This is a genomic window from Achromobacter sp., from assembly GCF_049647645.1.
In the GTDB taxonomy this organism is placed as follows: Bacteria; Pseudomonadota; Gammaproteobacteria; order Burkholderiales; family Burkholderiaceae_B; genus Achromobacter.
The window spans coordinates 1-14,517 of the sequence record NZ_JBARYB010000157.1 but is presented as its reverse complement, the minus strand read 5'-3'; the positions used below and the strand labels follow the sequence as shown (position 1 = coordinate 14,517).

General features: G+C 65.3%; 16 protein-coding genes. 8 read left to right on the top strand and 8 right to left on the bottom strand.

Annotation, left to right across the window (positions count from 1 at the left end; all coding sequences use genetic code 11):
• Positions 1–6 precede the first annotated feature (6 nt).
• The 3 genes from WBB14_RS18335 to WBB14_RS18325 all read left to right on the top strand — a co-directional run bounded on the left by WBB14_RS18335 (position 7) and on the right by WBB14_RS18325 (position 1,902).
• Positions 7–606, top strand: a complete 600-nt coding sequence (locus WBB14_RS18335; RefSeq protein ID WP_424241089.1) for a GNAT family N-acetyltransferase — start codon at positions 7–9, stop codon at positions 604–606.
• A 249-nt stretch (positions 607–855) separates the two neighbouring features.
• Positions 856–1,230 (top strand): hypothetical protein, encoded by a 375-nt coding sequence (locus WBB14_RS18330; RefSeq protein ID WP_424241088.1) that lies wholly within the window; start codon positions 856–858, stop codon positions 1,228–1,230.
• 114 nt (positions 1,231–1,344) lie between these two features.
• Positions 1,345–1,902: an N-acetyltransferase family protein gene (locus tag WBB14_RS18325; protein ID WP_424241087.1), complete on the top strand. Its 558-nt coding sequence runs from the start codon at positions 1,345–1,347 to the stop codon at positions 1,900–1,902.
• A gap of 19 nt (positions 1,903–1,921) precedes the next feature.
• Here the strand turns inward: WBB14_RS18325 and WBB14_RS18320 are convergent, their stop codons facing one another.
• A complete protein-coding gene (locus tag WBB14_RS18320; protein ID WP_424241086.1) occupies positions 1,922–3,094 on the bottom strand; it encodes a vWA domain-containing protein in 1,173 nt (390 codons plus the stop codon).
• A 28-nt stretch (positions 3,095–3,122) separates the two neighbouring features.
• On the bottom strand, positions 3,123–4,004 hold the full coding sequence (locus WBB14_RS18315) for a MoxR family ATPase (protein WP_332013266.1): 882 nt from the start codon (positions 4,002–4,004) through the stop codon (positions 3,123–3,125).
• A 175-nt stretch (positions 4,005–4,179) separates the two neighbouring features.
• On the opposite strand from WBB14_RS18315, the gene WBB14_RS18310 reads away from it, so the two are divergent.
• Entirely contained in the window at positions 4,180–4,533 is a 354-nt protein-coding gene (locus WBB14_RS18310) for a c-type cytochrome (protein WP_013391872.1), read from the top strand.
• A gap of 12 nt (positions 4,534–4,545) precedes the next feature.
• Positions 4,546–4,908: a c-type cytochrome gene (locus tag WBB14_RS18305; RefSeq protein WP_013391873.1), complete on the top strand. Its 363-nt coding sequence runs from the start codon at positions 4,546–4,548 to the stop codon at positions 4,906–4,908.
• Between the two features lie 73 nt (positions 4,909–4,981).
• Here WBB14_RS18305 and WBB14_RS18300 read toward each other — a convergent pair whose 3' ends face one another.
• Positions 4,982–5,407: a DUF1841 family protein gene (locus WBB14_RS18300; RefSeq protein ID WP_424241085.1), complete on the bottom strand. Its 426-nt coding sequence runs from the start codon at positions 5,405–5,407 to the stop codon at positions 4,982–4,984.
• A gap of 202 nt (positions 5,408–5,609) precedes the next feature.
• Between WBB14_RS18300 and icd the strand changes: the two genes are divergently transcribed.
• From icd to WBB14_RS18285, 3 genes are all read left to right on the top strand, one after another.
• Positions 5,610–6,866: an NADP-dependent isocitrate dehydrogenase gene (gene icd, locus WBB14_RS18295; RefSeq protein ID WP_424241084.1), complete on the top strand. Its 1,257-nt coding sequence runs from the start codon at positions 5,610–5,612 to the stop codon at positions 6,864–6,866.
• 131 nt (positions 6,867–6,997) lie between these two features.
• Positions 6,998–8,257, top strand: coding sequence for an O-antigen ligase family protein (locus WBB14_RS18290; protein ID WP_424241083.1), 1,260 nt, complete (start codon positions 6,998–7,000; stop codon positions 8,255–8,257).
• A gap of 217 nt (positions 8,258–8,474) precedes the next feature.
• Positions 8,475–10,016: a methyl-accepting chemotaxis protein gene (locus WBB14_RS18285; RefSeq protein ID WP_424241082.1), complete on the top strand. Its 1,542-nt coding sequence runs from the start codon at positions 8,475–8,477 to the stop codon at positions 10,014–10,016.
• On the opposite strand, the gene WBB14_RS18280 is transcribed toward WBB14_RS18285, so the two are convergent.
• The 5 genes from WBB14_RS18280 to WBB14_RS18260 form a co-directional block, all read right to left on the bottom strand.
• Positions 9,994–10,893: a 4-hydroxy-tetrahydrodipicolinate synthase family protein gene (locus WBB14_RS18280; protein ID WP_424241081.1), complete on the bottom strand. Its 900-nt coding sequence runs from the start codon at positions 10,891–10,893 to the stop codon at positions 9,994–9,996. The two genes, WBB14_RS18285 and WBB14_RS18280, sit on opposite strands and share 23 nt — an antisense overlap.
• 4 nt (positions 10,894–10,897) lie before the next feature.
• Entirely contained in the window at positions 10,898–11,221 is a 324-nt protein-coding gene (locus WBB14_RS18275; RefSeq protein WP_424241080.1) for a hypothetical protein, read from the bottom strand.
• Positions 11,222–11,366: 145 nt separating this feature from the next.
• Positions 11,367–12,143 carry a TorF family putative porin gene (locus WBB14_RS18270; RefSeq protein ID WP_424241079.1) on the bottom strand — a complete coding sequence of 259 codons (777 nt, stop codon included), beginning with the start codon at positions 12,141–12,143 and terminating at the stop codon, positions 11,367–11,369.
• A 116-nt stretch (positions 12,144–12,259) separates the two neighbouring features.
• Positions 12,260–12,952: a two-component system response regulator KdpE gene (gene kdpE, locus WBB14_RS18265; protein ID WP_424241078.1), complete on the bottom strand. Its 693-nt coding sequence runs from the start codon at positions 12,950–12,952 to the stop codon at positions 12,260–12,262.
• A 12-nt stretch (positions 12,953–12,964) separates the two neighbouring features.
• Positions 12,965–14,517 (bottom strand): DUF4118 domain-containing protein (locus WBB14_RS18260; RefSeq protein WP_424241077.1); only part of this gene is annotated, 1,553 nt, incomplete at its 5' end.

Here is a 14,517-nt window from a genome sequence, read left to right as displayed (position 1 = left end):
TCCGCCATGTCTCTATCCCTGGAAGTCGAAACGCCGCGTCTGGTGCTGCGCCAATGGCGCGCCGCCGACCGTGAACCTTTCGCGGCGCTGAATCAGGATCCCCGCGTCACCGAATATCTGCTGCCGCTGAGCCAGGAGGCGAGCGATGCGCTCGCCGACAGGTTGGCGGCAGGCATCGACGAGCACGGCTGGGGTTTCTGGGCCGTGGAAGCGCCGGAGGTGGCGTCCTTCATCGGCTTTGTCGGCATCAAGCCGCTGGCGCCGACCCTGCCATTCGCGCCTGGCGTGGAGATCGGCTGGCGCCTGGCGCAGCGGCATTGGGGCAAGGGCTACGCCAGCGAGGCGGCCGAGGCGGCCTTGCGGGCGGGCTTCGAGCAGGTGGGGCTGGACGAGATCGTGGCCTTCACCGCCACCGGCAACCTGCGCTCGCGCGCAGTGATGGACCGGTTGGGCATGAAGGAAGACCCGGATGGTTTCGACCATCCCGCCGTCCCGCCGGGGCATCCGCTGCGCCGGCACGTGCTGTACCGGATCGGCCGCCGGGGCTGGCACGCGCGGGAAAACGGTGACGTAGACGCAGGCGCTGCGCCGGTTGCAGCGGCATAAGGGGCTGGAACCGGCGCAGCCTCGATATATTGCGACGCAGCATGGCGAAATTCCGGGCTGATTTGAGGTCTCCGGGTCCGCGGGTGTAAGCTTTTCAGAACGCAGTACCAGTTGCAGACGGGATGCGCGACAGCCCGCCCACAGGTTTCCCGTCCAACGCCAGACGCCGCTGCATGCGCGGCGTCGGTGCTTGTCGTTCGCGCCTTCGCCGCCGGCATCCTGCCGGCGCATTTACCGGAGGAACGACCCATGCTGACCGAGATCGTCACGCGTGCCTTGTCTCAATTGACCGGCAGCTCCATGAGCGGCGACGGGATCAAAGGACAGTTTCAGTACGCCTATGCCAGTGATGACGGCCAATTCGTGGCCATACTGACCCATGACATGACCACCTATGTGGTTGACCTGAGCACACAACGATATTTTGCGGAGTGCGGCGGCTCGCCACGGGGCTTTGCCGGGCACGTGCTGGAAATGGAAGGCGCGGCGGCTCGCAGCCATCCCTGGCCCGCTGCCAACGACCTGTTCGATCTGGATATGGATGCGGACGAGCTTGCCTGGCGCAGTTGTCCTGGCCTGCGCCGCGAACCCCCCAACCGATCTGCGGAGAGCCGCGCCGCCTGAGAGTGGCCAGAAGCGGCAACACTTCACTGAACCGGCGGCCCCGCCGGTTTTTTTTGCCTGCAAGCAGCGCGGGCCGAACGCCGCCAGGCTGTGCGGCTCGCTACAATTTGCGCCATGACTACGCACGCCGAAACCCGCGCGCCGGATGGCGCAACCCTGGTCGATTGCACGCACGCGCGCCATGCCGACCAGATACTGGCCATTTTCAACGATGCCATCGCCACGTCCACCGCGCTGTACGATTACAAGCCGCGGCCGCGCGAGGCGATGCAGGGCTGGTTCCAGGCCAAGCAGCAGGGCGGTTTCCCGGTGGTGGGGTATGAGAACGCCGCCGGCGAGCTGATGGCTTTCGCCAGCTATGGCACCTTCCGCGCCTGGCCTGCCTTCAAGTATTCGGTGGAACATTCCGTGTATGTGGACGGGCGCTTCCGCGGACGGGGCTTGGGCGAGGCGCTGATGCAGGCGCTGATCCAGCGGGCGCGCGCCAATCAGGTGCACGTGCTGGTCGGCGGCATTGACGCGAGCAACCAGGGCAGCATCCGCCTGCACGAGAAACTGGGCTTCAAGCATGCCGGCACCATCCGCGAGGCGGGCTTCAAGTTCGGGCGCTGGCTGGACCTGGCGTTCTATCAGCTGACGCTGGAAACGCCTGAGCAGCCTGTCGACGGCTGACCGTCGCCGCCGGACCGTCCTACTTCGCTAGCACGCGCATGGCCTGTTCCAGGCCGGCGACCGTCACGGGATACATGCGGCTCTGCATGATGTCGCGCATCAGCGCGATGGATTGGCGGTACTGCCAGGACGCGGTGGGCTCGGGGTTGAGCCACACCGATTTGGGCCACGCGTCCAGCAGGCGGCGCATCCATTCGGCGCCGGGCTCCTTGTTGTAGTGCTCCACGGAACCGCCCGGCTGCAGGATTTCATAGGGGCTCATGGTGGCGTCGCCGACGATGATCAGGCGCCAGTCCGGGTTGTACTTGCGCAGCACGTCCCAGGTGTCGAATCGCTCGTTCTGGCGCCGGCGGTTGCTTTGCCACAGGCTTTCGTACGGGCAGTTGTGGAAGTAGTAGACCTCCAGGTTGCGGAACTCGCTGCGCGCCGCCGAGAACAGTTCCTCGACGCGTCCGATGTGGTCGTCCATGCTGCCGCCCACGTCCAGCAGCATCAGCACCTTCACGGTGTTATGGCGTTCCGGGACCATGCGCAGGTCCAGGTGCCCGGCATTGCGCGCGGTGCTGGCGATGGTGTCGTCCAGGTCCAGCTCCATTTCCGCGCCTTGCCTTGCGAAGCGCCGCAGGCGGCGCAGGGCCACCTTGAAGTTGCGCGTGCCTAGTTCGACCTGGTCGTCGTAGTCCTTGAACTGGCGCATGTCCCAGACCTTGACCGCGCTGCGGTTGCCGGCCGAGTCGCCGCCCACGCGGATGCCCTCGGGGTGGTAGCCGCCATTGCCGAACGGCGAGGTGCCGCCGGTGCCGATCCATTTGCTGCCGCCGGCGTGGCGTTCCTTCTGCTCTTCCAGGCGCTCCTTGAAGAGCTCCATCAGCTTGTCCCAGCCGTGCTTTTCGATCGCGGCCTTTTCTTCCGGAGTCAGGCTTTTCTCGAACTGCTTGATGAGCCAGTCCAGCGGGATTTCCTTGCCCGGAGGCAGGGCGGCCGCGATGCCCTTGTAGTAGGCGCCGAAGGCCTTGTCGTAGCGGTCGTAGAGCGCCTCGTCCTTGACCAGCGTGGCGCGCGCCAGGAAGTAGAACTCGTCCAGCGTGGGCGCCATGAGGTCCTGGCGCAGGGCGTCCACCAGGGTCAGGTATTCCTTGACCGAGACGGGCAGCTTGTGCGCCCGGAGGTGGTAGAAGAAATCGATCAGCATTTGCGGGCCGCCGGTAGCTGGTGGTTGCTCAGCGGCGCTGGCCGCCGCGCGTCATGGCCGCCAGGCGTTCCAGCAGGTGCACGTCCTGCTCGTTCTTGAGCAGTGCGCCGGCCATCAGCGGCACGGCCGTGGCGGTGTGCGCGTCGATTTCGGCGGCGGTCGAGCCTTCCGCCAGCAGCAGGCGCAGCCAGTCCAGCAGTTCCGAGGTGGACGGCTTTTTCTTCAGGCCCGGCGCATCGCGCAGCGCGAAGAAAGTGTCCAGCGCGGCGCGCAGCACTTCCTGTTTCAGGTGCGGATAGTGCACGGCCACGATGTCGCGCATGGTCTCGCGGTCGGGGAAGCGGATGTAGTGGAAGAAGCAGCGGCGCAGGAATGCGTCCGGCAGGTCTTTTTCGTTGTTGGACGTGATGATGACCAGCGGGCGGTGCCGCGCCGCGATGGTCTCGCGCGTTTCGTACACGTAGAATTCCATGCGGTCCAGCTCGCGCAGCAGGTCGTTGGGGAATTCGATATCGGCCTTGTCGATCTCGTCGATCAGCAGCACCACCGGCTCCGGCGACTGGAAGGCCTGCCACAGCGTGCCCTGCACGATGTAATTGCGGATGTCGCGGACTTTTTCGTCGCCCAGCTGCGAGTCGCGCAGGCGCGACACCGCGTCGTACTCGTACAGGCCCTGGTGCGCCTTGGTGGTGGATTTGATGTGCCACTGCAACAGCGGCCGGCCCAGCGCGCGCGCCACTTCCTCCGCGAGCATGGTCTTGCCGGTGCCGGGTTCGCCCTTGATCAGGAGCGGGCGCTGCAAGGTGAGGGCGGCGTTGACGGCGAGTTTCAGGTCATCGGTTGCGACATAGTTGTCGGTCCCGTCGAAGCGGTCTGGCGAGGCGGAAGTAGCGGACTGGGCTGCGGACATGGTCTGATGGCTTCTGAGATTTGACGGTGATCAATACCATCGTAAGGTATTAATCCTGAGCAATTATCGTACAATCAGGCGGTTTTGCTTTGGGTTCGACCCGCAACGTGTTTGCCGAGGGCCTTTTCGTGTGAGCAGGCCCTAGTCCTTAGCCATACCAAGAAGAGCCATTCCAATGAAGTTGCGAACCTCTCTGAAGTACACGGTATCCGTGTTGGCCGCGATGGCATCCTGTGCGATCGCCGGCCAGTCTGTTGCTGCAGATGCAGCAGTGGTCGGTAATGTCCAGAATGCCCGCGACAAGGTTTCCATGTGCATCGGTTGCCACGGCATCGAAGGCTACAAGGCGACGTTTCCCGAGCTGTACCACGTGCCGATGATCGCTGGGCAGAATGCCAAGTACATCGAAACCGCCCTCAACGAGTACAAGAAAGGCGCGCGCAGCCATCCCACGATGGACGCCATCGCCGGCAGCCTGTCCGACCAGGACATCGCCGACCTGGCCGCGTACTACTCGAATCTCAAGTAAGGGGGCAAATACATGAACCGCTACATGCTTGCCCTTGCGGGCGCGACCCTGGCCATGACGGGCGTTGCCGCCCAGGCGCAGGACCTGGCGGCCGGCAAGGCCGTCTTCGATAAATTCAATTGCGCTTCCTGCCATGGCGCGGACGCCAAGACCGCCGTGGATCCGGCCTATCCGACCCTGGCCGGCCAGCACGCGGACTACCTGGTCCATGCACTGAAGGCCTACAAGCGCGGCGCCTCGGGCAGCGCGGCCACGGCCAATGTGCGCAAGAACCCGATCATGGGCGCCTTCGCCACTCAGCTGTCCGACCAGGACATCTCCAACGTGGCGGCGTGGCTGTCGGCGCAGCCGAGCGACTTGGGCGTGCGCAAATAAGCCGTCCCGGCGGGTCCCGAAAACAAGAAAGCCCTCGATTCGAGGGCTTTTCTTCTTTGGGCGGACGCCGCGCTCAGCGGCTGGCGCGTTGGCGGATCAGATCGATGTAGGTGTCGCTGTCCAGCGGAGTGCCCAGGCGCTGCGCTTCCCAGACCACCTGGCCCAGGCATTCCATGATTTCATGCGCCGCGTGGTGGGCGTCACTGCGCGCCACCAGTTGCTGGTAGGCGCTTCGGATCCCGGGCGGATGATCGATGGACAGCTGCTCGGCGATGGCCAGGTGCATGGAAAGGTGCAGAAAGGGGTTGGTGCGGCCTTTTTCCACGGCGTATTCGGCCGTCATGGCCTCGGGACTTTCCAAGTCGCCGTGGTACTCGGGATGTTCGATGATCCAGTCCAGCGCGATGGCCTCAAGCGGCGTCAGCACGTCGGAGGCGCGGTGTTTGCGCCAGGTTTCGATAAAGAATTCGCGGACTTGGTCGCGGGAGGGATTGAACATCTGAGGGGGCGGAAAGCGGGCTGGAGATGCATTATTTTACCGCCGCGCGCGGGCCGTCAGGCCCGCCGACCTTTTTGCGATATAGAATTGGTTGCTATCGGCCATCCAGTGCGCGGTTCCCGTGGGCGATCTTCCCCGCCGGAACGGACGCTTCCCGATGCCGGCGCGTGCAGAAAAACCACTCGGAGCAAATGGAGCATTCATGTCCTACCAACATATCAAGGTTCCCGCTGGCGGCCAGAAGATCACGGTCAACGCTGATTTCTCGCTGAATGTGCCCGATCAGCCCATCGTCCCCTTCATCGAAGGCGACGGCACGGGTGCTGACATCACCCCGGTGATGATCAAGGTCGTCGACGCGGCGGTACAGAAGGCCTATGGCGGCAAGCGCAAGATCCACTGGATGGAAGTCTATGCCGGCGAGAAGGCCACCAAGGTCTACGGCCCGGACGTGTGGCTGCCCGACGAGACCCTGGAAGTCGTCAAGGATTACGTGGTGTCCATCAAGGGCCCGCTGACCACGCCCGTGGGCGGCGGCATCCGTTCGCTGAACGTGGCCCTGCGCCAGCAGCTGGACCTGTACGTCTGCCTGCGCCCGGTGGCGTACTTCAAGGGCGTACCTTCGCCGGTGCGCGAACCCGAAAAGACCAATATGGTGATCTTCCGCGAGAACTCGGAAGACATCTACGCCGGCATCGAATACATGGCCGAAAGCGAGCAGGCCAAGGAGCTGATCCAGTTCCTGCAGACCAAGCTCGGCGTGAAGAAGATCCGTTTCCCGAACACCTCGTCCATCGGCATCAAGCCGGTGTCGCGCGAAGGCACCGAGCGCCTGGTACGCAAGGCCGCGCAGTACGTCATCGACAATGACCGCACGTCGCTGACCCTGGTGCACAAGGGCAACATCATGAAGTTCACGGAAGGCGGCTTCCGCGACTGGGGCTATGCGCTGCTGCAGAAGGAGTTCGGCGCCACGCTGATCGACGGCGGCCCGTGGTGCAAGTTCAAGAACCCGAAGACGGGCCGCGAGATCATCGTTAAGGACGTTATCGCCGACGCCTTCCTGCAGCAGATCCTGCTGCGTCCGGCCGAGTACGACGTGATCGCCACCTTGAACCTGAACGGCGACTACATCTCGGACGCGCTGGCCGCGCAAGTGGGCGGCATCGGCATCGCCCCGGGCGCCAACCTGTCCGATTCGGTGGCCATGTTCGAAGCCACCCACGGCACCGCGCCGAAGTACGCCGGCAAGGACTACGTGAACCCCGGTTCCGAAATCCTGTCGGCCGAAATGATGCTGCGCCACATGGGCTGGACCGAAGCCGCCGACCTGATCATCTCCAGCATGGAAAAATCCATCCTGTCCAAGAAGGTCACGTATGATTTCGCCCGCTTGCTCGAAGGCGCAACCCAGGTGTCGTGCTCGGGCTTTGGCCAGGTGATGATCGATAATATGTAGGCTGCGGCTTGCCGTCCGCAAGCCCTGTAAACCCGCCCGCCGTCACGGCGGGCGGGTTTTGTCTAATTAGCTGATTAATCAAACTGCATGGCGCGCGTCGCGCTTGTTTCGTTTTTACCAGGTTGAGTGTAGTGCCCCGACTGTACGTTTTCTTGGCCACATTGCTGGTGGTGTTGGTTCCCGCGCTGGCGTTGACCAGCCCGGTGGGTGGAACGGTCATTGCCTATCTGACCGGTTTGATCGCATTGACGGCGCTTGCCGTCAATGCGATCAAACGCTACGAACCGATGGATTTCCGGGCCTTGTGGCCCATGGCGCTGGCGCTGCTGCTGCCGCTGTTGTGCATGTTCATCACGTCCGCCGTGCGAGGCGTATGGAGCGATTCCGAATTGGAGAAGCTGCTCCGCTTCGCGCTGGCGCTGCCGGTGCTCTGGCTGTTGCTGAGAGCGCCGCAACATTGGCTCAAGCACATTCAGTGGAGCATCTTGATCGGCGCGCTGGCGGGATCGGCGATGCTGATCGTCACCATGACATTGTGGGGCCGCGAGGCGGTGGTCGAGATCGGAGGGCGCTACAACGCCGTTGCCTTCGCGAACATGACTCTGATGTTCGGCATGATGTCGCTGTTGTCGATCAAATGGGGGCCGAGCAAGCCCTGGCCGCATTTTGCAACCGGCCTCAAGGTGCTGGCTTTCGGGATGAGCGTGTGGGCGACCTGGCTTTCCCAAACGCGCAGCAGCTGGATGTTGCTCCCCATCCTGGCGTTGGTGTTCCTGTTGGGGCTGCGCGGCTGGAGCCGTCGGCACAAGGCGTACTGTGCGCTGGCGGTTAGCGTGGCCCTGGTCGTCAGCGCGGCCGGGCTATGGCATTTCAGCAGCCGCATGCAAGCGGTCAAGACGGATCTGCAGGATTTCACCACATCAACCGACCGGGACTCCTCGCTCGGCATCCGCTTGCAACTGTGGCGAGCATCCATCGAGATGTTCAAGAAGAGCCCTGTCGTTGGCGTGGGGCCGAGCAACTTCCGTAAGGAACTTGCCGAGCTCGAGAAGCGGGGAGTGGTGTCGCGCGAAGTCGTCGAAGGCTATGGCGAGCCTCACAATGACCTGCTCGCCGCTCTGTCCGGCTACGGGCTGCTGGGTCTGCTGAGCATACTCGCGCTGTATCTGGTGCCGGCCTACGTTTTCCTGCGCCGGCTGGCCAGCGATGATCGTGTCATACGTGTCGGCGCGCAGTTGGGCCTGCTGTTCTGCCTGGGCTATTGCGCATTCAGCCTGACTGAAATGATGTTCCGCAATATGCGCAGCGTACCGACGTATTCCTTGATCGTGGTGGCTCTGATCGCGCTGACCACGCCGCGCTCCTCGGTCTCCACGCGTGTGGGGGGCTAGGAGAGAGCTGGACGAAAGGCGCAACGCACCGTCGCCAAAAAACGCAAGGCAAGCGCGCCTTGCGTTTTTTTTTATGGGCCTTGCGCTAGATCAAGCGCCCCATCCGGACTTGGCGAAAACCCCTGTCCTGTCCCTTATTCTGACGGAACAACTATATAAATCGTCACATTCTGCCTCGATTGGTTTCACGAGCAGGATGCACAAGGATAAGAGGACTATGAAAAATTCCAGCTTGCGCAGGGAGCTGCTGTGGTTCGTGTTCGCGGTCGGCGTTGTCGTGCTGGCCTTGGGCGCCTGGGATGCCTGGGAGCGCCGCGCCGAGATGGTGGCCGAGCGCAAGATCGAGCTGCGCCACGTCCTCGATCTGGCCTCCGGCATCGTGCGCAACGGCAAGCAGAGCGTGCGCGAGGGCATGCCCCTGGATGAGGCCAAGCGCAATGTGGCGCGCCGGCTGGCGCAGCTCAGCTACGGCGAGGATGGATACGTCGGCGCGTTCGGCGACGGCTATGACTTGCTGGTGCATCCCGATCCCAAGCTCGTTGGCACCAATGTGCGGTCCATCAAGGACAGCGCGGGGCAGCCTATCTTCGAAAACCTCTACGCCCAGGGCAAGGCCGGCGGCGGCTACACGCGCTACCAGTTCCCGCGGCCAGGAACGCAGCAGCCGCTGCCCAAGATCAGTTACGCCGCGTACGACGCCGACTGGGGCTGGCTGTTGTTCACTGGCCTGTACGTGGACGACGTCGACCAGGCGTTCTACGGCACCTTGTGGCGGCAGGGCGGCGTGACGCTTGGCCTCTTGGTTCTGTTGCTGGCGGCGGCGCTGCGTTTTTTCCGTACACACGTCCTCGGTCCGCTGGATCAGGCGGTGGCGGTGTGCGAACGCGTGGCCAATGGCGATCTGTCGGGCAGCGTGCCGCGCAATCAGCGTGGCGAGATCGGCCGCCTGTTCGACGCCCTGGCGCGGATGCAGGAACGCCTGGACGTGGCGGTGCGCAGCATCGTGCATTCCACGGCTTCCATTGCCGCGGCCTCGCGGCAGATCGCGGCCGGCAGCATGGACCTGTCGGACCGCACCGAGAAGCAGGCCGCCGCCCTGGAGCAGACCGCCGCCAGCGTGGAGCAGATCACCGCAACCGCGCAGCAGAGCGCAGAGCACGTGCGCGAGGTCAGCTCGCTGGCCGGCGGGGCGGCGCAACTGGCGCGCCAGGGCAGCGACGAGACCCAGCACGCCATCGACGCCATGCGCGAGATTTCGAAGAGCTCGCAGCGCATCGACGAGATCATCCGGTTGATCGACGAGATCGCGTTCCAGACCAATATCCTGGCGCTGAACGCCGCCGTGGAAGCCGCAAGGGCCGGAGAGCAGGGCCGGGGCTTCGCGGTGGTGGCGGGCGAGGTGCGCGCGCTGGCTCAGCGCTCGGCCACCGCCGCCAAGGAAATCAAGACCTTGATCGAAGCGTCGGCAGACTCGGTGGCGCGCGGCAGCCAGCGCGTCGAACAGGCCAGCGCGACCATGGCCAGCGTGCTGGAGTCGGCCGCTACCAGCGCGCCGCTGATGGGCGAGATCGCCACGGCCTCGGCCGAGCAGAGCGTGGGCATCGAGCAGATCAACCAGGCCGTGACGCATCTGGATGGCGTGACGCAGCAGAACGCCGCGCTGGTCGAAGAGTTCGCCGCGTCGGCCGCCGCCCTGCGCGATCAGGCGGGCGAGCTGGCGAACGCGGTATCCGTCTTCAGGCTGTCTGCAGCCGGCTAGGCGAGCCCTGCACCACGCTCATGGCCCGCTGCAGACGCTGTCCCAGCTCGCGGCTGGCGCTGGTCATGGGCATGCGAAGCTCGTCGGCAATCAGCCCCTGCATGGCCAGGGCGCGCTTGATGGGCGCGGGGTTGGGTTCGGCAAACAGCAGGCGGATCAGGCCGCGCAGCGGCTCGAACAGTTCGCGCGCGGCTTCCGCGTGGCCGTCACGGGCCAGCTGCATGACCTCGACATAGCGCTCGGGGTAGATGTGCGCGGCGGCCGGGATGGCGCCGCAACCTCCGGCCAGGAAGTGGTCCAGCAGCGCCAGGTCCTCGCCGCATAGCGGGGCCAGCGCGCCGCGCCTGTTCAGCGCCGCCAGCACCGACGGGTTGCACTCCTTCACGGCGCTGAAGTTGGGCAATGCGGCCAGCGCCTCCATGGTTTCGACCGTCATCGTCACGCCGACGCGCTTGGGGATGTTGTACAGGATGATGGGCCGTTCCGTGGCCCAGGCGATCTGGCGGTAATGCCACAGAATGCCGGCCTGCGACGGGCCCAGGTAGTAGGGCGGCGGCACCAGATACCCGGCGGGCCGGTACTTGTCCAGACGCCGGATCGCGGCCGCCACGCCGCGCGTGTCGACGCCGCCCGCGCCGAACACCAGCGGCAGCGCGTGCGGGTCGCTCGATATGGCTTCTATCACGTCGATCTTCTCCGGCATGCTGAGCAGATTGCCTTCGCCGGTGGAACCGAACAGCACCAGGCCGGCGATGCCCGCATTGCGGTAATAGCGGGCCAACGCCTGGGCGGCGTCCAGGTCCACATAGCCGCCGCGCAGCGGCGTGACCATGGGCAGCCAGAGGCCCTCGAATGCGGTCTTGCGTGGCATGTCCATGGCTCTACTGCACCGTCATCGCATGCGCGGGGCGCACCGGGCCGAACTCGGCGCGGGGCAGGCCGGACATCACCGCATGCATCAGCGCATCCAGCTGTCCGCGCTCGCATTGCAGCTGCAGCACGCTTTGCGCATGGGCGTGGTCCATCGACAGCACGTACACGCCAATGCGATCGCCCAGGGCGCGGTGCAGCGCCAGCCGCACGTTCAGCGCGTCCAGCGTATCTATCCTGACGGTCAGCGCGACCAGGTCGGCACGGGCTTGCGCGCGCTGCGCGGGCAGCGTGCCGGGCAGGGGGGAAGGACGGGTTTGCAGTCGGGGGGTCATGGCGGGAGAGCGGAACGGAGACGCCGCTCACGGCGTTCCGGGGATCCGGTTGGTTGATGACGGTTCCACTATAGGAATCGCGCCATAAATCCTGCCGATAAAAGCGGACGCGGCGCGTAAAAATCGCGTCAACGTCCGGTTGCGGTCAGAAGGTCTTGGTCAGTGAGAGCAGGCCCGTCGCCCGGCCCATGTCGCGGCCGCGCGTATTGGTGTAGACGGCGCGGTCGGCGTTGGTGTCCAGATAGGCCAGCGATACCGACAGGCCTTGGCCGAAGTCCTTCGTCAGGCCCAGTTTCCAGTCCGTGTAGTCGGCGTTGTCGACGTTGCGCACCAGTTGCCGGCCGACGTGCGCGTTGAGCGTCAGGCCCCACACGCCCGTGTCGAAGTTGCCGGACAGGTCGAAATACTGGCTGTGCTTGCTGTCCGCGAAACCGAACAGATTGGTCATGGCGATGGAGTACTTGAACATCAACGGTCCATAGCCGATGCCGGCGTACAGCTCGGTGGTGTCGGGGCTGGTATAGCCCGACGGATAGTCGCCGGGATAGTAGTACTGCAGAATGCCCAGATCGACGGGAACGTCCTGCGCAAGATTGCCCTTGTAGCCGCCGTAGAAGTCCATTTCGACGGGGGCGGAGACCTCGCTGTTGCTGTCGTTGAGCCAGCTGATGCTGGAGTTCCAGTTGCCCAGATAGAAGCCGCTGGAATGGGCCAGGTCGAATCCGCCCTGGATGGCGGGTTTGTTATTGCTTTGCATCAGGCCGCGGTAGCGGTACTGGCTGGCCAACGTGAGATTGGCCGTCAGCGTGAAATTGGAAGCGGCCGGCGTTGCGTCGGCGGGCGCGTCGGCGGCCAGCGCGTTGCCGGCTTGAGTGGCGGATAAGGTCAGCAGCGCGAACGCGGCCAGGATGTGGCGGGGCATGGGGGCCTCCTGGTGTTGGATGGGATCGCAACAATAGGAGGAACGGCATAAAGCCCGAGACAAGACTTGCGGGCTGCGCGTAAACGTGGCGTCAATGCGCGCCCGCGGCGCGCGGCTCAGCCGGCGAAACGGTAGCCTACGCCGATCTCGGTCAGCAGGTAGGCGGGCTGGGCCGGGTCGGCTTCCAGTTTCTGGCGCAGATGGCCCATGTAGATGCGCAGGTAGTGGTTGCTCTCGACGTGCGACGGCCCCCACACTTCGCGCAGCAGTTCGCGGTGTGTCATGACCTTGCCGCGATGCGCCAGCAGCGCCGCCAGCAGCCGGTATTCCATGGCGGTCAGGTGCACGTGCTGGCCGCCGCGCTCGACCACGCGCTTGGCGAAATCCACGCGCACGTCGCCGAAGCTGATTTCGGATGCGTTGCCCGCGCCGCCCCTGGCGTGCCGCCGCAGCAGCACGCGCAGGCGCGCCAGCAATTCGCTGACGCCGAAAGGCTTGGTCAGGTAGTCGTCCGCCCCGGCGTCCAGCGCGGCGACCTTGTCGGCCTCGGCGCTGCGGGCCGACAGCACCAGCACCGGCACTTCGGTCCAGCCGCGCAACTCGCGGATCAAGGTCATGCCGTCCTCGTCCGGCAGGCCCAGGTCCAGCACCACCGCGTCGGGCTGCCGGGTGCCGGCCTCGATCAGGCCGCGCTTGACGGTATCGGCTTCGTGCACGGCGCAGCCCTCGCTCTCCAGGGCCTGGCGCACGAAGCGCCGGATGTTGGCGTCGTCTTCAATGATGAGGACGGTAGGCTGGTAATCGAACATGCGTGGCGGCGTTCAGGAGGTTTCGGATTGGATCGGGGGCGGCGTGCCCAGGGGCAGGGTGAAGACGAACTGCGCGCCGGATTCTTGGCCTGGCGTATGTTCGACCCAGATTTTCCCATGGTGGGCGGCAATGATGGCCTCGCATACCGCCAGGCCCAGGCCGACGCCGGGAGTGGCGGACTCCCGGTCGCCGCGGGTGAATTTCTCGAAGATGCGGCGCTCAGCGCCCGGCGGAACGCCCGGGCCGTTGTCGCTGACGGCCACGCGCAGTTCGCCTGCGTGCACGTCCGCATGCACGCGCAAGGTACTGCCGGCAGGCGTGTACTTGGCCGCGTTCTCCAGCAGATTGCACAGCACCCGCTCGATCAACACGCCGTCGCACTCCACCAGCGGCAGTTGCGACAGGCTGTCCACGGCGACGCGGTGCGCGGCCAGCGGTTCGCGCATGGCGGCAAGCGAGGCGCCGACCAGCTCTTCGATCGATTGCCATTCCAGGCGCAACGGCGTGTCGCGGTTCTGCAGCCGCGCCATGTCCAGCAGGTTGACGACCAGCGCGTGCATGCGTTGGGCCTGGTCGCGCATGGCGCGGATGGTGTCGTGGATGCCGGGCGGCAATGCCGCCTGCTGCCGCATCAGCGTGTCCGTCATGCCGACCAGGCTGGTCAGCGGCGTGCGCAGATCGTGCGACACGGCCGCAAGCAGCGAGTTGCGCAGCTTCTCGGATTCCATGCTGACCAGCGCCTGCTGCGCCACTTCCACGTAGTGCAGGCGCTCCAGCGCGATGGCGATCAGCGTGGCGTAGGCCTCGATCTGGCGGCGCGAGTCGGGGTTCAGGAACAGGCTGCGGCGCGGGGCGGCCAACGCCAGCACGCCGCGCGTGCGCATCGGCGCCTTCAGCGGCAGGTAGAGCAAGTCGCTGTTGGACAGGGTGGCGGTGCCCGCGCCCGCGGGCTGCCCGTGGTCGTAGACCCATTGCGCCAGCGCCGATTCCAGCGGCGGCATGTCGTCGGCGGCGGGCGAGGCCAGCTTCAGCCTGTCGTCCAGGCCCAGGATATAGAGCGCGCAGCGCGAGCCGAAGGTGGCATGCACGAAGGCGCCGGCCAGAGTGACGATCTGTTCGGGCAGCAGCGCGGACGACAGTTCGCGCGCAAATTCGTAGAGGCTGCGCGCATCGGCTTCGCGCTTGACCGAGGCTTGCGCCTGCAGGCGCAGGCCGGCCGTCAACTGGCCGATCAGCAGGCCCACGGATAACAGCACGCCGAAGGTCAGCAGGTACTGCACGTCCGACACGGCGAAGGACGCCAGCGGCTGCACGAAAAAGAAATCGAACAGCCCGACGCTGATGACCGAGGCCAGCGCCGCCGGCCCGCGCCCGTGGCGCAGCGCCACGGCCACCACCGCCAGCAGGAACAGCATGACGATATTGGTCTGGTGCAGGGCCGGGAAGGCCAGCGCGGACAGCGCCGTGGCGGCGGCGCAGTAGCACAGCGCCCAGGCATAGCCCGCCAGCGGCCGGGGATTGCGTTCGTCGGCCGCCAGGCGCGCCCGCTGGCCCAGCGTAAGCG